At 72.7% G+C, this 17,999-nt stretch carries 17 protein-coding genes; 7 read left to right on the top strand and 10 right to left on the bottom strand.

Annotation, left to right across the window (positions count from 1 at the left end):
- Positions 1-26: 26 nt before the first annotated feature.
- The 5 genes from IEY86_RS00825 to IEY86_RS00805 form a co-directional block, all read right to left on the bottom strand.
- A complete protein-coding gene (locus IEY86_RS00825) occupies positions 27-1,037 on the bottom strand; it encodes an LLM class F420-dependent oxidoreductase (protein WP_189129468.1) in 1,011 nt (336 codons plus the stop codon).
- 229 nt (positions 1,038-1,266) lie between these two features.
- A complete protein-coding gene (locus tag IEY86_RS00820) occupies positions 1,267-2,130 on the bottom strand; it encodes a hypothetical protein (protein WP_189129467.1) in 864 nt (287 codons plus the stop codon).
- A gap of 112 nt (positions 2,131-2,242) precedes the next feature.
- A complete protein-coding gene (locus IEY86_RS00815; protein WP_189129466.1) occupies positions 2,243-3,163 on the bottom strand; it encodes an N-acetylmuramoyl-L-alanine amidase in 921 nt (306 codons plus the stop codon).
- On the bottom strand, positions 3,153-4,436 hold the full coding sequence (locus IEY86_RS00810) for a YML083C domain-containing protein (protein WP_189129465.1): 1,284 nt from the start codon (positions 4,434-4,436) through the stop codon (positions 3,153-3,155). Before IEY86_RS00810 ends, IEY86_RS00815 begins: the two co-directional genes overlap by 11 nt.
- A 184-nt stretch (positions 4,437-4,620) precedes the next feature.
- On the bottom strand, positions 4,621-5,205 hold the full coding sequence (locus tag IEY86_RS00805; RefSeq protein ID WP_229698087.1) for a class I SAM-dependent methyltransferase: 585 nt from the start codon (positions 5,203-5,205) through the stop codon (positions 4,621-4,623).
- Positions 5,206-5,375: 170 nt separating this feature from the next.
- On the opposite strand from IEY86_RS00805, the gene IEY86_RS00800 reads away from it, so the two are divergent.
- A complete protein-coding gene (locus tag IEY86_RS00800) occupies positions 5,376-6,572 on the top strand; it encodes a lipid-transfer protein (protein ID WP_189129463.1) in 1,197 nt (398 codons plus the stop codon).
- On the opposite strand, the gene IEY86_RS00795 is transcribed toward IEY86_RS00800, so the two are convergent.
- The 3 genes from IEY86_RS00795 to IEY86_RS00785 form a co-directional block, all read right to left on the bottom strand.
- Positions 6,558-7,736 carry a methyltransferase domain-containing protein gene (locus tag IEY86_RS00795; RefSeq protein ID WP_189129462.1) on the bottom strand — a complete coding sequence of 393 codons (1,179 nt, stop codon included), beginning with the start codon at positions 7,734-7,736 and terminating at the stop codon, positions 6,558-6,560. The genes IEY86_RS00800 and IEY86_RS00795 overlap by 15 nt on opposite strands.
- A gap of 121 nt (positions 7,737-7,857) precedes the next feature.
- The gene (locus IEY86_RS00790; RefSeq protein ID WP_189129461.1) at positions 7,858-8,463 is read right to left on the bottom strand and encodes a response regulator transcription factor; all 606 of its coding nucleotides are present in this window, start codon (positions 8,461-8,463) and stop codon (positions 7,858-7,860) included.
- Positions 8,460-9,599: a sensor histidine kinase gene (locus IEY86_RS00785; RefSeq protein ID WP_189129460.1), complete on the bottom strand. Its 1,140-nt coding sequence runs from the start codon at positions 9,597-9,599 to the stop codon at positions 8,460-8,462. Before IEY86_RS00785 ends, IEY86_RS00790 begins: the two co-directional genes overlap by 4 nt.
- A gap of 278 nt (positions 9,600-9,877) precedes the next feature.
- Here IEY86_RS00785 and chsH3 point away from each other — a divergent pair, with 278 nt between their 5' ends.
- The 3 genes from chsH3 to IEY86_RS00770 all read left to right on the top strand — a co-directional run bounded on the left by chsH3 (position 9,878) and on the right by IEY86_RS00770 (position 12,887).
- Positions 9,878-10,735 (top strand): enoyl-CoA hydratase ChsH3, encoded by an 858-nt coding sequence (gene chsH3, locus IEY86_RS00780; RefSeq protein ID WP_189129459.1) that lies wholly within the window; start codon positions 9,878-9,880, stop codon positions 10,733-10,735.
- Positions 10,736-10,787: 52 nt separating this feature from the next.
- The gene (locus tag IEY86_RS00775) at positions 10,788-11,867 is read left to right on the top strand and encodes a Zn-dependent alcohol dehydrogenase (protein WP_189129458.1); all 1,080 of its coding nucleotides are present in this window, start codon (positions 10,788-10,790) and stop codon (positions 11,865-11,867) included.
- 87 nt (positions 11,868-11,954) lie between these two features.
- Positions 11,955-12,887 (top strand): 3-oxoacyl-ACP reductase, encoded by a 933-nt coding sequence (locus IEY86_RS00770; RefSeq protein ID WP_189129457.1) that lies wholly within the window; start codon positions 11,955-11,957, stop codon positions 12,885-12,887.
- 22 nt (positions 12,888-12,909) lie between these two features.
- Here IEY86_RS00770 and IEY86_RS00765 read toward each other — a convergent pair whose 3' ends face one another.
- Together IEY86_RS00765 and IEY86_RS36110 are read right to left on the bottom strand one after the other, a co-directional pair.
- A complete protein-coding gene (locus tag IEY86_RS00765) occupies positions 12,910-13,086 on the bottom strand; it encodes a hypothetical protein (protein WP_189129456.1) in 177 nt (58 codons plus the stop codon).
- Between the two features lie 256 nt (positions 13,087-13,342).
- Complete coding sequence (locus IEY86_RS36110) at positions 13,343-14,728, bottom strand: hypothetical protein (RefSeq protein WP_229698059.1); 1,386 nt, start codon at positions 14,726-14,728, stop codon at positions 13,343-13,345.
- Between the two features lie 306 nt (positions 14,729-15,034).
- On the opposite strand from IEY86_RS36110, the gene IEY86_RS00755 reads away from it, so the two are divergent.
- From IEY86_RS00755 to IEY86_RS00745, 3 genes are read left to right on the top strand one after another with little or no spacing between them, the layout of a single operon-like run.
- On the top strand, positions 15,035-16,012 hold the full coding sequence (locus IEY86_RS00755) for a Nif3-like dinuclear metal center hexameric protein (protein WP_189129455.1): 978 nt from the start codon (positions 15,035-15,037) through the stop codon (positions 16,010-16,012).
- Positions 16,009-16,752, top strand: coding sequence for a zinc ribbon domain-containing protein (locus IEY86_RS00750; protein ID WP_189129723.1), 744 nt, complete (start codon positions 16,009-16,011; stop codon positions 16,750-16,752). The genes IEY86_RS00755 and IEY86_RS00750 overlap by 4 nt, the downstream gene beginning before the upstream one ends.
- Complete coding sequence (locus IEY86_RS00745; protein WP_373286931.1) at positions 16,752-17,915, top strand: bifunctional RNase H/acid phosphatase; 1,164 nt, start codon at positions 16,752-16,754, stop codon at positions 17,913-17,915. Before IEY86_RS00750 ends, IEY86_RS00745 begins: the two co-directional genes overlap by 1 nt.
- Positions 17,916-17,999 lie beyond the last annotated feature (84 nt).

Below are 17,999 nucleotides of genomic sequence, written 5' to 3'. Positions count from 1 at the left end.
ACCGCTTCGGCCGGGGCCCGTCCGGGTCAGCCGACCAGCTCGGCGAGGGTCCGCAGGGTGTCCCGGTCGCGCGAGGTGATCAGCAGGTCCGTCACCGGGCCCTCCCGCCATGCCTCCAGCCGCTCCGCGACGCGCTCGCGCGGTCCCACCAGCGAGATCTCGTCCACGAACTCCTCCGGCACCAGCGCGATCGCCTCGTCCCGGCGCCCGTCGAGGAAGAGCTCCTGGATCCGGCGGGCCTCGGCCTCGAAGCCCATCCTGGCCATGAGATCGGCGTGGAAGTTCCGCCCCTTGGCGCCCATGCCCCCGATGTAGAAGCCGATGACGGCCTTCACCGGCGCCAGCCCCTGCGCCACGTCGTCGCACACCCGGGCGTGCACCATCGGGGCGACGAGGAAGTCCTTCGGCGCCTCGGCGAGCGATTCGGCGTAGGCGCCGGTACGGAACGGCGACCAGTACAGCGGCAGCCAGCCGTCGGCGATCCGGGTGGTCTGGGCGATGTTCTTCGGGCCCTCGGCGCCGAGCAGGATCGGCAGGTCCGGGCGCAGCGGGTGCACGATCGGCTTGAGGGGTTTGCCCAGGCCGGTGGCGTCCGGCCCGTTGTAGGGGTGCCGGTGGTAGTCGCCGTCCAGCCGCACCGGCTCGGACCTGCGCAGCACCTGCCGGATCACCTCGACATACTCGCGCGTCGCCGTCAACGGGCTGCGGGGGAACGGCCTGCCGTACCAGCCTTCCACGACCTGCGGCCCGGACAGTCCCAGACCGAGCATCATCCGTCCGCCGGACATGTGGTCGAGGGTGAGGGCGTGCATCGCGGTGGCGGTCGGGGTGCGTGCCGCCATCTGGGCGATGGCGGTGCCCAGCCGGATCCGGGTGGTGTGCGCGGCGATCCAGGTGAGCGGGGTGAAGACGTCGGAGCCCCAGGCCTCGGCCGTCCACACGGAGTGGTAGCCGAGCCGTTCCGCCTCCTGGACGAGGGGGAGCGTGTCGGGCGAGGGACCGCGCCCCCAGTACCCGAGGGCGAGACCGAGCCGCATGAGGCTACTCCTACTCGAAGACCCCAAGCCTCCCGACCGGAAGGACTCCGTATCGGTCGGCCGAACGGGTGACCGGGCGTCGGGAGCCGACCTTAGGGCGCCGGGGACGAAACGGGAAGGCCCCGACCCACGGTGGGGTCGGGGCCTCGCGCCGGTGCTCGGTGGCGCCGGGTGCGCTCACGCGCCGCGGTTCACCTGCCGCGGTTCCGGCGCCGTCGGGCGGTCACGGTCAGCCGCGCTGGATGCCGGAGGAGTCCTGGAGCACGCCGCGGCGGCCGTCCTGGGTCTGCGCGATGATCGCCGGCCCGCGCTGGTCGACGGCCAGGTACCACTGGCCCGGCGTCAGCTCCGCGATCGGGGCGCCGGAGGAGCCGTCCTCGGGGAACAGAGGCCGGGCGACCGGCACGGCGAACCAGAACGGGGTGAACTCCTGCGCACCGGTGGCCGGAGCCGCCTGCGGACCGGGGGCCGCCGCGGCCTGGCCACCGAAGGAGGGGTCGACGCCCTGGGCCGGGTAGCCGTAGCCGCCGGGCTGACCCGGGTGGCCGGGCTGACCGGTCTGGCCCGGGTAGCCGTAGCCGGGCTGGGGCTGGGGCTGGGGCTGGCGCGGGGCGGACATCAGCGGGGCCTTCAGCGCGGGAAGGCTGTTGCCCAGTACCGCGAGAACGGCGACGGCGATGCCGAAGACGAACGTCAGCCAGGCACCGGCCCCGAGGTCGGTCTTGTCGTTGGCCTCGTCGAAGATGTCCGAGATCGACGGCCACAGGTTGGAGAACACCGACCAGAGGGCGGACCAGCCGGCGAACACGCACAGCGCCGTGCCCCACTGCGGCAGTTCGAGCCCGGCGATCTTACGGCTCTGATTGGCGGAGCGTCCGAGGATGATGAGCGCGACACCGATCAGCGCGGCGAGGTGGACCGTGGGCAGCAGCGGGAATGTCGCCGGGCTCCACGCACTGACCGTGTAGTCCTTCGAGGAGCCGTTGAAGCTCCTGTCCTCGAAGGTGAAGAACCCGAGGAACGAGCCGATGAAAAGCAGCAGCGCGGCGCCGATGACCGCGCCGTCTCCTCTGGTGAGGGAGCGGATGTTCACGTGAAGTCCTTTGTGGGTCTTGGTGTCGTCGTCGCTGTCGCCGGTGCTTCGGGCGCGGAAGCACCATCGTACGGGGGCGGATTGAGGCTCCCGCGCCGGGGCCGGGGGTCCGTCAAGAATTATTGACAAGGAAGGCGGAGATGCCCTCCGCTATCCCTTTGGCGGCGAGTTGTCGCCAGGATGCGCTGGTGAGACCACGTGCGTCCGTGGCGTTGCGCATATTGCCGCATTCGATGAAAACCTTCGGAACCTTGGAAAGATTGAGACCGCCCAGGTCTTCTCTGACCGTCAAGCCGCTTCCCCCGCCGAGGTAATTGGCGAGGGGGAACGACGTGGCCTCGGCGTAGTGCTTCTTGAGTTGCCGGCCGAGCCGCCGCGAAGGGCCCACGATTGCCGTGGTGTCGGCGGACGAGGTGCGCACGGAACGGGGCACGATGACATGGAAGCCCCGGTTGCCCGTGCCGAGTGAGCCGTCGGCGTGGATCGAGACGGCGGCGTCGGCGTGTGCCTTGTTGCCGATGCGGGCGCGTTCGTCCACGCAAGGCCCCCAGGGGCGATCGCCGTTCTGCGTGAACTTCACCGTCGCCCCCCGTGCTTTCAGCAGTTTGCCGACCCGCCGCGACACGTCGAGGGTGAACTCGGCCTCGGTGTAACCGGAGTTGGTCGCGGTCCCCGTCGTGTCGCACTCCTTGCGGAACGTCCCGGCGTCGACCTTGCGGTTGATTTCCGCCCGGTGGTCGCGGTTGTGCACATTGTGCCCCGGATCGAGCACCACGACCATGCCTGAGAGTGGCCCCTGTCCGCCACTGCCGCCCTTTCCGTCGGGCTTGTCCGCCTCTTTCGCCTGCTCGGTCCTCGAGGAGGAAGGCGAAGGGCGCGCGGACGAAGAGGAAGAGGGGGCGGGGAAGGCACCCGCGGACGGTTCCTGCGGATCGTCGAACGACTGCCACACCAGCCAGCCCGCGCAGCATGTCGGCAGCAGTGCGGCGACGGCGATCAGCGACCTGCTCCCGCGACGCGACTCAGAGCGCATCCGCGGACCTTGCCTCCAATCCGTGCTCGCCGGCGATCGGATTCCACTTCTTGACGAAATCCTTCTTGGCCTTGGACGCTCGCTCACTGCTCGCGGTTCCGAGATCGTAGTCGGCGTCATGGGGGGCGCTGCCCGAGGAGCAGCCGCCCGCCGCCATGGTGGTGGCCCAGTCCGCGAACGCCCGGTCGGCGTCCGCGGAGTGCTGCCAGGCGGTCCTCAGCGCGGCGGCGGCCTCGGCGCCGCCCTCGACCCGGTCCAGCTCCAGGCTGTCGAGCTTGTCCACCAACTGGTCACGGTGCTCGGCCGCGTCACGCAGATCGCTCCTGGCGGTCGACACGGTGTCCGACGAAGCGCAGGCGTCCACCGCGTTCACGGCGTCGCTCACCTTCTTCCGGTCCTGCGAGCTCTGGCCGAGCAGGTCGTCCAGATCGCCCGCCTGCTCGGCGGCCGGGTCGTCGGGGGTCGCGGAGGCCGAGGGCGAGGAGGCCGAGGAGTCCGAGGTGTCGGGAGCCTGCCCGTCGCTCTTGCCGCCCTTGTCCTTGCCCGGATCGGGCGCGGGCGAGTGGGCGGCCTTGTCGCCGCCCCCGCCGCCGGAGTCCAGCGCGTACACGGCCCCGAAGCCGAGACCGACCCCGACGGCGCCGAGGGCCAGCGCGATGAGCCATTTGCGTCCGGCGCCGCCGTCATGCGCGGGCTCGGGACCGGCGCCGCCGTGGTACCCGGGCTCGCGACCGGGCGCGTGCGGCGGGAACTGCTGGGGGTAGGGCGGGGCGGGGTGCTGCGGCTCGGCGAACGGCGGCTCGGCGTGCTGCGCCCCGGGATGGGGCGGCTCGGTGTACGGCGGCTTCCCGAACTGCGTGTGCCGCGGTGGCAGCGGAGGCGGCGGGGGAGCGTTGAACGGCTGCGGGTAAGGGGCCGTGGGGGCCGGGGGACGAAAGGGCGGCGGCTGCGGTGCGGTCCGGGCGGCGTGCTCGTCCCTCGGCGCGCCCACCCGGGTGTCCGCGGACCCGGCCGGGAGGGGCCCGATGCTGCTCGTCTGCCCGTTCGCCCGGCTGGTGCTCCGCGCGTCGTCCTGGGCGTCCTCCGGTCCGCTCTCCTGCTCCGACCGGCTCTCCTGCTCGGGCGCGGGCTCCTCTGGCGCGGACTCCTCCGGCGCGGTCGGGCGGCCGAGATGGTGGGTGCCGGTGTCCTGCCTGCGCACCCACCCGCCCGCGCCCCCGTTGGCCTTGGGATCCCATACGCCGGGAACCCAGCCGTCACCCTCGTTGCCCATGCCGTGCCGCCCCCACGTCGTGCGATCCCGTATCGGTCCCCGATTGATTCTCCAGCGCGGCGGTGGCGCCGCGCCAGGTGGATGCCGCTTTCACAGCGAAAGCGACACCGAATGCCGCGCTGACGCGGCGGAACCGCGCCTGCCGCGGTTCGCCGCGGCGAGTGCGCCCGCCGCGGCGAACCGCCTAGGCAGCGGCGCGCCGACGCAGGACCCTCAGCGAACCGGTCACCGACACCTCGGTGAAGTCACCCGACTCCAGCGCCCGGCGGTAGATCCTGAACGGGGCCTGCCCGCCGTCCGCCGGGTCCGGGAACACATCATGGATCACCAGCGGCCCGCCCGGTGCCAGATGGGGCACCCAGCCCTCGTAGTCGGCCGTGGCGTGCTCGTCCGTGTGCCCGCCGTCGATGAAGACCAGCCCCACCGGCCCGCCCCAGACCGCGGCGACCTGCGGCGAGCGCCCCACGACGGCGATGACGTGGTCCTCGAGCCCGGCCGCGTGCAGGGTGCGGCGGAACGTCGGCAGGGTGTCCATCCGCCCCACCTCGGGGTCCACCAGCCGGGGGTCGTGGTACTCCCAGCCGGGCTGCTGTTCCTCCGAGCCGCGGTGGTGGTCGACGGTCACGGCCACGGTGCCGGCGTCGCGGGCGGCGGCCGCCAGCAGGATCGTGGAGCGCCCGCAGTAGGTGCCCACCTCCAGCAGGGGCAGCCCGGAGCGTGCCGCCCGCACCGCGGTGGCGTACAGGGCCAGGCCCTCGTCCTCGGGCATAAAGCCGGTGGCCTTGCGGAAAGCGTCGAGGATGTCCGGCTTGGGTGCTATGTCGGCGGTCTCTGTCACCCGCACATGGTGCCTCATGGCGGCGATCGGGTCGACTTCTGACCTTCCATCAGATTGGAACGCGTTCTAGTATCGCGGCGAGCCGAGGAGAGGGGCGGGCCATGACCCGGAAGGCGTTCGTCGTCGGCGTGGGCATGACGAAGTTCGAGAAGCCCGAGACCGGGGACCGGCAGTACTGGGACATGGTGCGTGAGGCCGGGGGCGCCGCCCTGCACGACGCCGGGATCGCCTACGGGCAGGTGGAGCAGGTCCCCGTCGGCTACTGCTACCAGGCGTCCACGGCCGGCCAGCGCGCCGCGTACGAGCTGGGCCTGAGCGGCGTCCCCGTCTACAACGTCAACAACAACTGCGCCACGGGCGCCACCGCGCTCATGCTGGCGCGGCAGTTCGTCGCGGGTGGAGTCAACGACTGCGTACTCGCCCTCGGCTTCGAGAAGATGACCAGGGGCCCGCTGGGCGGCTCCGCCTCCGGTGGGGACTTCTCCACCTCGCCCGTCTCCCGCCACTACGGCGTCATGGCGGCGCGGCACGGCTTCGAGAAGTCACCGCCCACCGCTCAGATCTTCGGCAACGCGGCGCGCGAGCACATGGAGCGCCACGGCACCACGCCCGAGCAACTCGCCACCGTGGGCGTGAAGAACCACCGGCACTCCGTGCGCAATCCCTACGCCCAGTTCCGCGACGAGTACACCCTCGACGAGGTGCTGGACGCGCGGACCATCCACGCCCCCCTCACCAAGCTCCAGTGCTCCCCGACCTCGGACGGCGCCGCGGCCGCGGTGGTCGCCTCCGAGCGGTTCGTGGAGGAGCACGGGCTGGGGGAGCGGGCGGTGGAGATCGCCGCCCAGGCCATGGCGACGGACACCGAGGAGTCGTTCGCCTCCGGCTCGTGCGTCGACGCCGTGGGTCTGCCGATGAGCCGTGCCGCCGCCCGGCGGGTCTACGCGGAGTCGGGGCTCGGTATCGAGGACGTGGACGTGATCGAGCTCCACGACTGCTTCTCCATCAATGAGCTCCTGACCTATGAGGCGCTGGGCATGTGCGCCGAGGGCGGCAGCGGCGAGCTCGTCGCCGACGGCGCCACGACCTATGGCGGGCAGTGGGTGGTCAATCCCTCCGGAGGACTCATCTCCAAGGGGCATCCACTGGGCGCGACCGGCCTCGCCCAGTGCGCCGAACTCGTCTGGCAGCTCAGGGGCGAGGCCGCCGACCGCCAGGTCCCCGGCGCCCGGGTCGGCCTCGCCCACAACATCGGCCTCGGCGGAGCGGCGGTCGTCACCCTGCTACGGCGCGGGTAGGTGTGCCATGGGCAGCGCGACGGCGCGGCCGGGGGCGTCCGGGTCGAACGCGATGCTGTCACCGGGGTGGTGCCAGTGCAGTGCGAAGCGGTGCCCCTCCCGGTAGGCGTCGACCCCCGCCCTGCAGTACGCCACCATGTCGAGCGGCAGCTCGTCCAGCGGGAACCAGCCGAGCTCGGAGCACTTGTGGGGCTCGAGGTTGACCGGCTCACCGCCGACTCCGTACGCCGCCTCGAAGAACCAGCCCATGCGCGGCTCCGCGGCGCCGGGGGCGCAGTGCTGCATCACCAGCGCCACGCGCAGGTCTTCGGGCGCGAGGTCGAGACCGATCTCCTCCCGCGCCTCCCGGACCATCGCCTCACATACGTCCTCGCCGTCCTCCGCGTGCCCGGAGGGGGCGTGGAGCAGGCCGTCGGCGTAGCCGGTACCGGATCGGCGGGCCAGCAGCACCTCCTCGCCCCGGCGCACGATCAGATGGACGTCGACCACCTCGCGGTGGCGCGTGGGCGGCGCCGGCCGTACGACCATGGCGTACCGCTCGTCGTTGATCTCGCGGCCCCACAGGGCCGCCTCGCGCAGCCGGTCGGTCTCGATACGGGCCGCCCAGGACGCCACGGCCTCGGCGAGGGCATCGGCGGTCACGCCGCCGACCCACGGCAGGCGCGCCCGGCTGCCGTTGACGTACTGCCCGGTGCCTGCCCACCGCCCCTCGATGAGCACCAGGCGCCCGGCGGGACGCAGCAGACAGGCCCAGTGCCGCAAGGTGTTCACCGGATCGGGCAGTGTCCACACCAGATGGCGGGCGAGCACGACATCGAAGGCGCCGGGTCCGACGGGCGGCCGGGCGGCGTCACCGACGAGGACCCGCGCGCTCGTTCCGGCCAGCTTGGCGCGGGCCCGCTCCGCCATCCGGGGCGACAGATCGACGGCGGTCACCTCATGACCGGCCTCGGCGGCGAGCAGCGCCAGGCTCCCCGTCCCGCAGCCGAGATCGAGCACACGGCTCGGCTCCTCCGGGAGCCATGAGCGCAATCGCTCCCGCCATGCCTGCCGCACGCAGGGGTCGAGCAGGCCGTGATCGGGCTCGCTGTCGAACGCGTCCGCGGCCGCGTCCCAGTAGCCGGTGATGTCGGCGTTGTCGCTGATACCGCTCTGCGAAGCCATGCCCGGATCCTGCCAGGCACCACTGACAACGGCCCCTGGCCAGGGCGTTCCTGACCGGCTCGGCGCCCGGCGGCGAGCGCGCGGCGCGCTGCCGCCCGTTCGCCCCGCCCTGCGACCGGCCCTAGAGCCAGCCGTTCCGACGGGCCGCGCGGACCGCCTCCATCCTGTTGCGGGTGCCCGTCTTGCCGATGGCCGACGACAGGTAGTTGCGCACGGTGCTCTCGGACAGATGGAGCTTGGAGGCGATGTCAGCGCTGGTCGCCCCGTCCACGGCGGCGGTGAGCGCCTCGCGTTCACGCGCCGTCAGCGGGTTGGGGCCCGCGCTCAGCGCGGCGGCGGCCAGCGCGGGATCGATGACCCGCTCACCGTCGAGGATCCGGCGCACGGCCGCGGCCAGTTCCTCCACGGGGCCGTCCTTGACCAGGAAGCCGCCGGCGCCCGCCTCCATCGCCCGGCGCAGATGGCCGGGGCGGCCGAACGTCGTGAGGATCAGCACCCGGCAGCCCGGTAGCTCCTCGCGGAGTTCGGCGGCGGCGTCGAGGCCGCTGCGGCCGGGCAGTTCGATGTCGAGCAGTGCCACGTCCGGAGTCGTCTCGAGGGCCTTGGGCACGATCTCGTCGCCCGACCCGACCTGGGCCACGACCTCGAAGTCCTCCTCCAGGCCGAGCAGCAACGCCAGCGCCCCGCGCATCATGCCCTGGTCCTCGGCCAGCAGCAGCCGGATCACTCGGCCCCTCCCACCTGCAGTGTCGCCTCCACACGGAAGCCGTGGTCCATGGGCTCGGCGGTCAGCCCGCCGCCCGCCGCCGCCAGCCGTTCCCCCAGCCCCCGCAGTCCGCTGCCCGAGCCTACGGGGCCCGACGCTCCCCGTCCGTCGTCCCTTATCTCCAGGCGCACCACCTCCCCGTCACCGCTCAACTCGATGTCGCACCGCCGGGCGCGGCTGTGCCGGACCACATTGGTGACCCCCTCGCGGACGACCCAGCCCAGCAGGGCCTCGGTCTGCGGTGGCAGCGCCGGACCCGACTCACGCACGTGGGGCTCGATGCCGACCGCCAGCAGGGCGGAGCGGGCCCGGTCCAGTTCCGTCGCGAGGTCGGCCTGTCGGTAGCCGGTCACGGCCTCCCTGATCTCGGTGAGCGCCTGGCGCCCGACCGATTCGATGTCGGCCGCCTGCCCGAGTGCCGCGTCCAGGTCGCGCGGCGCCAGGCGGCGCACCGCCTCCGCCTTGACCACGACGACCGACAGCGTGTGCCCGAGCAGGTCGTGCAGGTCCCTGGAGAACCGCAGCCGCTCCTCCTCCACCGCCGCCCTGGCCAGCTCCTTGCGGGTCTCGCGCAGCCGGGTCACGGTCTCGAACAGCGAGAGGATCGCCGAGGTCACCATGCCGGAGATGAAGGTGCCGTAGCCGATGGACAGGGAGTCCCAGAAGTCGTCGCCGCGCCAGCCCGCGACGATGCCGGCGGTGCCCGACAGCGCCGTCAGGGCGAGCCCGAGGACGCGGTAGCGCAGCACGGTTCCCATGGCCAGTGACAGCAGCGGGAACAGCAGCAGCCAGTCCGGCCCGTATCCGACGGTGAGGCAGAAGGTGAGGACCGTCAGCACCCGGAGCAGGCGCTTGGGCAGTGGACCGCCCTTGGTGCGGGCGCCGAACGCGGCCACGACGGTCCATGCGTAGAGCACCGCGAAGGCGGCGAGGCCCGCCGCGGCCACCCAGGGCAGCGGGGGTTCGCCCTTGACCACCTGCACCGCCGGGCCCGCCGCCACCAGCAGCCAGGGGAGGAACGTTTTCGCGGTCGGCGGTGTCATCCGGTCCAGGTGCTCCTCGAACGACGGCTCCCGCAGCGCTTCTGTGGCCTTCATGCCGGGAAGACTACGAGAACCATCTCTGACCTGGGCAGTTGCGAATGTACGCGGTCCGGCAGGACAAAAGTCCCGGGTGGCCACCGAGGCGCGTTACTGACACGTTGTCATCCCTTCCCATGTCCGCTGTGATGCGTTATACATGGGCCTTGCCTAGAACGTGTTCTAGATCGCAGACCTGTTCTGACCGGACGACCCCGGTGCGGCTGACGGTGCGGACGGCCGTGCCGGGGTTCACCACGGCACGGCCGCCCCCACCGCGCCCGGAAGGGATGGACATGCCCATCGATGCCGCCAGGGCCGTCGCCGCCGAGCCTCGCACTGCCGAGCTGGCCTGGGACCACAAGGACGTCCTGCTCTACCACCTCGGAGTGGGAGCGGGACGGCCGGCCACCGACGCCGAGGAACTGCGCTACACGCTGGAGAGCAGACTCCAGGTCCTGCCGAGCTTCAGCACCGTGGCGGGCGGCGCGATGGCGCTCGCGGGCGGGCTCGCCGCCCCCGGTATCGAGGTGGACCTCGCCACCGTCCTCCACGGCGGCCAGCGCATCGAGCTGCACCGGCCCATCCCCGTCACCGGCCGGGCCACCGCGATCGGCAGGGTGGAGGCCGTTCACGACAAGGGCAAGGCCGCCGTCATCGTCCTGCGCTCCGACGTCCACGACGACGAAGGGCCGCTCTGGTCGGCGTCCACCCGGATCTTCGTCCGCGGCGAGGGCGGATTCGGCGGCGAGCGCGGCCCCTCCGACCGCCTCGAGGCACCGGAGCGCGAGCCGGACCGCACCGTCGAGCGCGCCACCCGCGAGGACCAGGCGCTGCTGTACCGCCTCTGCGGCGACTGGAACCCGCTGCACGCCGACCCGGAGTTCGCCGAGCTCGCCGGCTTCGACCGGCCCATCCTGCACGGCCTGTGCTCCTACGGCATCGTGCTGAAGGCCGTCGTCGACGCCGCGCTCGGCGGCGATGCGACCCGCGTCCGGGCCTACTCGACGCGCTTCGCCGGGATCCTCTTCCCCGGCGAGACCATGCGCATCCGGATGTGGAACGAGGGCGAGGGCCGCATCCAGGTCCTGGCGACCTCCGTGGAGCGCGACCACGCGCCCGTGCTCGCCGACACCCTGATCGAGCACACCTGATCGAGCGCACCTGATTTCCCACACCTGATCGAACCCACCCGAGGAGCCGGGCATGCGCGCAGCCATCCTGCAAGAGACCGGTCAGGACAAGCTCGAAGTACGCGACGACGTCGAGGCGGTGGGATTCGGACCCGGCAAGGTACGGGTGCGGCTGCACTCCACCGGCCTGTGCCACTCCGACCTCTCGGCCATGACCGGCGTCCTGCCGCAGCCCGCCCCGTTCGTCCCCGGCCACGAGGGCGCGGGCGACGTCGTCGAGGTCGCCGACGACGTCACCGGCGCAAAGCCGGGCGACCGGGTCATCGTGTGCTGGCTGCCGCCGTGCGGCACCTGCCCGTCGTGCCGGCGCGGCCAGGGCAATCTCTGCCTCACCGGCTTCATGAACGCCGGCACGCCCAACTTCCGGTTCACCGCAGGGGCGGACGTCTTCGGCTTCGCGGGCACCGGAACGTTCGCCGAGGAGACCGTGCTGCCCGCGGGCTGCGCCGTCCCCATCCCCGACGACCTGCCCTACGACGTCGCCGCACTCATCGGCTGCGGTGTCACCACCGGCATCGGCGCCGCCCTCAACACCGCCGAGGTGGAGCCCGGTTCCTCCGTCGCCGTCATCGGCTGCGGAGGGGTGGGCATCAGCGCCGTCCAGGGCGCACGGGTCGCCGGCGCCGCCGAGATCGTCGCCGTCGACCCCGTGGCCTCCCGCCGCGAGGCGGCGCTGGGCTTCGGGGCCACCGAAGCGGTCGCCCCCGACGCGCTGGCCGACGCCGGACAGCGCATCACCGCCGGGGAGGGCTTCGACTACGTCTTCGAGGTCGTCGGCAAGTCCGCCACCGCCCGCGCGGCCTACGAGGCGACCCGGCGCGGCGGCACGGTGTGCGTCGTCGGAGCCGGGGCGATGGACGACTTCGCGCAGTTCAACATGTTCGAGCTCTTCTTCGACGAGAAGCGCATCCTGCCGTCCATCTACGGCGGCGGCGATGTGCTGCGCTCCTACGAGCGGATCACCAAGCTCTGGCGGGCGGGCCGGATAGACCTGGAGAGCATGATCACCCACCGGGTGCGCCTCGACGAGGTGAATGAGGCGATCACGCAGATGCGCAGCGGCGAGGCGCTGCGTACATGCATCTCGCTCTGACCGCGCGCACTCGCTCCGCTCCATACGTCCACGGCTCGGGCCCGGGAGGGCCGGGGCCGCCGAAGCCGAACTCCGAGGAGAAGCCGGATGCTGTTGCGAGGCAGGACCGCGATCGTCACGGGCGCCGGACGGGGCCTCGGCCGCGCCGAGGCATTGGAGCTGGCCAGGCTCGGCGCGCGTGTGGTGGTCAATGACTTCGGCAGCCCGAGCCGTGACGGCTCGGGCGAGGCATCGGCCACCCCGGCGAGGCGGACCGTGGCGGCCATCGAGGCCGAGGGCGGCACGGCCGTCGCCCACCACGGTGACGTGGCCGACTTCGAACAGGCCCGGGAACTCGTCCAGTTGGCGGTGGGCACCTACGGCCGACTCGACATCCTCGTCAACAACGCGGGCATCCTGCGCGACCGCATGGTCTTCTCCATGACGGAGGACGAGTGGGACTCGGTGATCCGCGTCCATCTGAAGGGGCATTTCAACACCACCCACTTCGCCGCCGCCCACTGGCGCGAGCGCTCCAAGGAAGCGGGACACCCGGTCTACGGACGGATCGTCAACACCTCGTCCGAGGCGTTCCTCGCAGGATCACCCGGCCAGCCCAACTACGCGGCGGCCAAGGGCGGAATCATCGGCCTCACCACCAGCACGGCGACCGCGCTCGCCAAGTACGGGGTGCGGGCCAACGCGATCTGCCCACGCGCCCGTACCCGGATGACCGACGACGTCTTCGCCGGCGTTCCGGCGCCCGGCGAAGGACTCGATCCGCTGGCCGCCGAGCATGTCTCACCGCTGGTCGCCTATCTGGCCTCGCCGCCCGCCGACGGGGTCAACGGGCAGGTGTTCGTGGTCCACGGCGGGATGGTCGCCGTGGTCTCCAGCCCGCGTGTCGAGGCGAGGTTCGACACCGCGAAGGAGGCGTTCGGCGTCGAGGAGCTCGACGGCCTGCTCACCCCCTACTACGCGGAACGCGCGGGCGGTGGCGGCTTCGCCATGACCGATGTGCTGAGCCTGCGGCACGAGTGACGGCGAGGGACCCGCCGCCGCGTCAGCTCGCGGCGGCGGTGTCCTGACCGTGCGTCGGCCGACGGTGCTTGCCGTGACCGGTGGTGCCGTTCGAGGCATCCGTGTCGCTCGAGGCCGGGCCGCGGTGCCTGCCGTGCCTGCTGCCGGACGCCGCCTGCGCCGCGCGGTCCTCGGTCGTGTCGGTTCGGGCTTCGGACATGAAGGTCTCTCCGTGCATCTTCAGCTGTCGGGGTTCCGGGGCGAACGAGCTGTCCAGGCTGCGCCCTTGCGTCCACGCAGCCGTCGCTGTCACCGCGGGTGTGCTGTCACCCCGGGTGTGCGAGCGCGCGGGCCGCGTAGCGCCCGCGTGAGTCTATCGGGGCGTTGATCCATGTCGTACGTGCCCCACGCCTTCGTTGCCCGTCCGTTAGGAGTGCCCCGTGCGGACCGATGAACGCACTCATCAGGGAGGGTGCTCATGTCCGAGCGGTGGTCAACGGGGCCTGAGCCGTGGTCAACGGGGCCTGCTGCAAAGGGACGGGGGTGCGCAGGGGAGGCCGGTCGGCGGCGCGGGGCAGCGTTATGGCGGGCTGTCCGGGTGACGGATTCGCCGACGCGGGGCGTGGGGAGTGGGGCCGTGTGGCGGCGGGCCGTTCGGAGGGTGCGGGCGTTGACGGGGACCGCGCCGCGACGGGCCGCGTGAGCTCCGGCCGGGTGGCGTCCGGAGGCGCGCCGCCCTCCTCCTCGGCCGACACGGTTGCCACCCCGAACGGGCAGTCGCCTGTCGCGTACGGCAGCCGCAGCCCGTTGTGCGACCAATGCCCGGCGCCGACCAGCCATCCCTCGGGCGCGGTCAGCTCATCGAGCCTGCGCCGCGCGGGCCGCCACACCGCGAGCCGGGACCGCTGCGGCCCTTCGATGCGCAGCGCCACCCCGCACTCCTCGGGGGTCAGCGCGGGCCCCGGTTGGACGGCGAACGGGGTCACCACCGCGTCCGGCAGCCGCAGGCACTCGGGGAACCGGACGGGCCGCTCACTGCACAGCACACCCCACCCCACCCGGTCGCTGCCGGGCGCGTCGCTGCGCACCACGAGGAGCCCGCTCTCGGGGTCGGCGAGGAGCAACCGGTCGTTGCTCTCCGGGGCGATCTGCAGCAAGGGGGTGGCCTCGCCGCTCTCCATGTCCAGCACGACCGTCTTCACCCGCCCGTCGGCCACCCTGTCCAGGGCGAGCATGCGCCCCTCCCGGTCCAGCCAGATCCCGCCGAGATGGCGTCCGGGCAGCTCGGCGAGCCGGTCCGGCGAAGGGCTGTCCGAGGAGATGAGCCACACGGACGTGGTGCGCTCACCGCTGCCGTCGGCTGAGCTTCCCAGGGCGAGCGCGAGCGCCGGGCCCGCCTGCCAGGCACTGCCTCCCGGGCGTACGGGCGGGGTGGGCAGCGGCAGCAGCCGCACCTCGTCCAGTGCCAGACGGCCGACCGGCAGCTCCGCCGTGCCGGGGCCCGTGGGGGAGAGCAGGGCCAGGCTGAATCCGCCCCGGCCTCCGCCGTCGCCCGCCGTCCCGTCTCCGACGCCGTTGCCGCCCCTCCCCGTCCCGTTCCCGTTTCCCCGGCCCTGGCCCTTGCCGTTCGCGGGCCGGGGGCCGCCCTCGCGCCGGTGGGCGCCCTCGCGCCGGCAGATCAGGACCCGTCCGTCCTCCAGCGGGAGCACCCTGCTGCCCGGCTCCTCGGGCTCCCGACCGGGCAGGGGGACGGTGTAGGGCTCCGGACCGCCGAGCGTCCAGCGCTCCGGGAACCACTCCCCGTCACGGGTGTCCGCCAGGCACGCGGCATAGGAGCCGTCCGCCGCGAAAGTGAACCCCACGCGCCGTGCCGTACCGGCAGTCTTCACCGTCCTCGCCCCAGCAGGCGCGGTTCCGGGGGCCGCACAGACCGTCATTTCGGTCACCTCCAGGACCGACGCTAGTTTTCGCATTCCTGGGCGAACAACGCGAGTTCAGGGGCTTCACACATAAGGGTGGCGATGGCCCGGATCCGCTGGGAAACGCGGGACGGATGTGCTGGCCCGGGCCGCGTGCGGCGCCGTCCGAGGGACGGGGACCGCCGTGGGTGCGCTGCCGCCGGCTGTCTTGGCTGTGGCCGGGGCGGGTACGCAAGGTAGCCTCTGAGCGTGCCCACACTGTCCGACGTCATCGACGTCCTCGAAGCTCTCTGGCCACCTCAGCGGGCCGAGCAGTGGGACGCCGTCGGCCTCGTCTGCGGGGAACCGGACGCCGAGGTCACCCGGGTGCTCTTCGCCGTCGACCCCGTGCAGGAGGTCGCCGAGGAGGCCGTGCGCATCGGGGCGAATCTGCTGGTCACCCACCACCCCCTCTATCTGAGGGGCACCACGACGGTGGCCGCCGACTCGTTCAAGGGCCGTGTCGTGCACACGCTCATCAAGAACGATGTGGCGCTGCACGTCGCCCACACCAACGCCGACACCGCCGACCCCGGTGTCTCCGACGCCCTCGCCGGAGCCCTCGACCTCGAGGTGACCGGGCCGCTCGTGCCCGACCCGACCGATCCCGCGGGACGCCGTGGCCTCGGGCGCGTCTGCGAGCTGCGGCAGCCGATCACGCTCCGGGAGTTCGCCGACCTCGCCGCGAGGGCCCTGCCGCGCACGGCCACCGGCATCCGGGTCGCGGGCGACCCCGACCAGGTGCTGCGCACGGTCGCCGTCAGCGGAGGCTCCGGCGACAGCCTGTTCGACCAGGTGCGCGCGGCGGGCGTGGACGCGTTCCTCACCGCCGACCTGCGCCACCACCCCGCCTCCGAGGCCCAGCAGGCCGGCCGCTTCCGCGACGGCAGGCCGTCCCTCGTCGACGCCGCCCACTGGGCGACCGAATGGCCTTGGTGCGAGCAGGCAGCCGCCCAGCTCGACGAGATCTCCGACCGGCACGGCTGGGCCCTGCGCACCCATGTCTCCCGCCAGGTCACCGACCCGTGGACCGTGCACGCCCACGCCGAAGCCGACGAGCCGGCCGAGCCCACCGCCGCACCGTCCCCAGCCGCACACTCCGCCGCCGCCCCGTCCCCCGCCGCCCCGTCCCCCGCGGCACACGAACAGACCTCTGTCCCGACCAGCAGCCCAGGAGCCCCAAGCTGAACGCCGCGCCCGCCGACCAGATCCGCCTCCTAGACCTCCAGGCCGTCGACTCGCGCCTCGGTCTGCTCGCGCACAAGCGCGCCAGCCTCCCCGAGCACGCCGAGATCGAGCGGCTCACCGGCGACGTGACCCAGCTGCGCGACCTGCTCGTCGCCGCCCAGACCGAAGAGAGCGACAACGCCCGCGAGCAGACCAAGGCCGAGCAGGACGTGGACCAGGTGCGCACCCGCGCCGTCCGCGACCAGCAGCGCCTGGACTCGGGCGCGGTCTCCTCGCCCAAGGACCTGGAGAACCTCCAGCGCGAGATCGCCTCCCTCGCCAAGCGCCAGGCCGACCTCGAGGACGTCGTCCTGGAGGTCATGGAACGCCGCGAGTCCACCCAGGCGCGCGCTGTCGAACTCACCCAGCGCCTGGAGTCCCTCGAGGGCAAGACCGCCGAGGCCGAGGGCCGCCGGGCCGCCGCCTCCGAGGAGATCGACACCGAGATCGCCTCGCTCACCAAGGAGCGCGAGGTCCTCGTCGGTGCCATCCCGGCCGACCTCCTCAAGCTCTACGAGAAGCTGCGCGACCAGGCGGGCGGCGTCGCCGCGGCCCGGCTGTACCAGCGCCGCTGCGAGGGCTGCCGCCTCGAGCTCGGAGTGACGGAGCTCAACGAGGTCAGGGCAGCCGCCCCCGACACCGTGGTGCGGTGCGAGAACTGCCGCCGCATCCTCGTCCGCACCCCCGACTCCGGCATCTGATGCGCAGATTCGTCATCGAGGCGGACGGCGGGTCCCGGGGCAACCCCGGGCCCGCCGGGTACGGCACCGTGGTGCGGGACGCGTCCGACGGCCAGGTACTGGCCGAGGCCGCCGAGTACCTGGGCGTCGCCACCAACAACGTCGCCGAGTACCGCGGACTGATCGCCGGGCTGCGCGCCGCGCACGCCATCGACCCGTCCGCCGAGGTCGAGGCGCGGATGGACTCCAAGCTCGTAGTGGAGCAGATGTCGGGCCGCTGGAAGATCAAACACCCCGACATGCGCCCGCTCGCCGAGGAGGCCAAGGGCATCTTCCCGCCGGGGCAGGTCCGGTACACCTGGATCCCGCGCGAGAAGAACAAGCACGCGGACCGCCTCGCCAATGAGGCGATGGACGCGGGCAAGGCGGGCAGGCAGTGGGAGCCGGGGCAGTCGAGGGCCGCGGAGTCGGCCCAGCCCGCCGCGGAGTCGGCCCAGCCCTCCGCCGACGAGGAGAGCGAACCGGCGCCGCCCACCACGGGCTGGTCGGCCGCCGCCGACCTCGGCACCCCGACGACCTTCGTCCTGCTGCGCCACGGCGAGACCCTCCTCACCCCGCAGAAGCTCTTCTCCGGCAGCGGCGGCACCGACCCCGATCTGTCGGACAAGGGGCGCTGGCAGGCCGACCGCACCGCGGCGGCGCTCGCCGCCCGGGGCACGATCCAGGCCGTGGTCAGCTCCCCGCTGGCCCGCTGCCACCAGACCGCGCAGGCCGTCGCCGACCGCCTCGGCCTCGAGGTGCGTATCGACGACGGGCTGCGCGAGACGGACTTCGGCGCGTGGGAGGGACTGAGCTTCTCGGAGGTGAAGGACCGTCACCCGGCCGATTTGAACGCCTGGTTGACCTCCGCGAAGGCGACGCCCACGGGAGGTGAGAGCTTCGCGTCGGTGGCCCGCCGCGTCGCCCTCTCCCGCGACAAGCTGCTCGCCCGCCACGCCGGGCGCACCGTCCTGGTGGTCAGCCATGTCACCCCGGTGAAGACGCTGATCCGCCTGGCGCTGGGCGCTCCGCCGGAGTCGTTGTTCCGTATGGAGCTCTCCCCGGCCTCATTGTCCGCAGTGCAGTACTACGCGGACGGCAACGCGTCGTTGAGACTCTTCAACGACACCTCCCACCTGCGCTGACCGCTTCACCGGCCCCTGGCCGCCCGCCGGTCGCGGCCCGGCGCGGGCCGCCCCGCGTACCGGGGGCGGCCCCCGGTGACCGGC

The sequence above is a fragment of the Wenjunlia tyrosinilytica genome (assembly GCF_014646055.1).
In the GTDB taxonomy this organism is placed as follows: Bacteria; Actinomycetota; Actinomycetes; order Streptomycetales; family Streptomycetaceae; genus Wenjunlia; species Wenjunlia tyrosinilytica.
Note: the sequence above shows the minus strand (reverse complement) of the source record. Positions and strands in the feature narration are given on the sequence as shown.

Coding starts and splice junctions, on each gene's coding strand:
- IEY86_RS00800 (WP_189129463.1), top strand. CDS start 5,376: ATGACCCGGAAGGCGTTCGTCGTCGGCGTGGGCATGACGAAGTTCGAG.
- IEY86_RS00825 (WP_189129468.1), bottom strand. CDS start 1,037: ATGCGGCTCGGTCTCGCCCTCGGGTACTGGGGGCGCGGTCCCTCGCCC.
- IEY86_RS00775 (WP_189129458.1), top strand. CDS start 10,788: ATGCGCGCAGCCATCCTGCAAGAGACCGGTCAGGACAAGCTCGAAGTA.
- IEY86_RS00770 (WP_189129457.1), top strand. CDS start 11,955: ATGCTGTTGCGAGGCAGGACCGCGATCGTCACGGGCGCCGGACGGGGC.
- IEY86_RS00815 (WP_189129466.1), bottom strand. CDS start 3,163: ATGCGCTCTGAGTCGCGTCGCGGGAGCAGGTCGCTGATCGCCGTCGCC.
- IEY86_RS00745 (WP_373286931.1), top strand. CDS start 16,752: ATGCGCAGATTCGTCATCGAGGCGGACGGCGGGTCCCGGGGCAACCCC.
- IEY86_RS00795 (WP_189129462.1), bottom strand. CDS start 7,736: ATGGCTTCGCAGAGCGGTATCAGCGACAACGCCGACATCACCGGCTAC.
- IEY86_RS00765 (WP_189129456.1), bottom strand. CDS start 13,086: ATGTCCGAAGCCCGAACCGACACGACCGAGGACCGCGCGGCGCAGGCG.
- IEY86_RS00805 (WP_229698087.1), bottom strand. CDS start 5,205: ATGCCCGAGGACGAGGGCCTGGCCCTGTACGCCACCGCGGTGCGGGCG.
- chsH3 (WP_189129459.1), top strand. CDS start 9,878: ATGCCCATCGATGCCGCCAGGGCCGTCGCCGCCGAGCCTCGCACTGCC.
- IEY86_RS00810 (WP_189129465.1), bottom strand. CDS start 4,436: ATGGGCAACGAGGGTGACGGCTGGGTTCCCGGCGTATGGGATCCCAAG.
- IEY86_RS00785 (WP_189129460.1), bottom strand. CDS start 9,599: ATGAAGGCCACAGAAGCGCTGCGGGAGCCGTCGTTCGAGGAGCACCTG.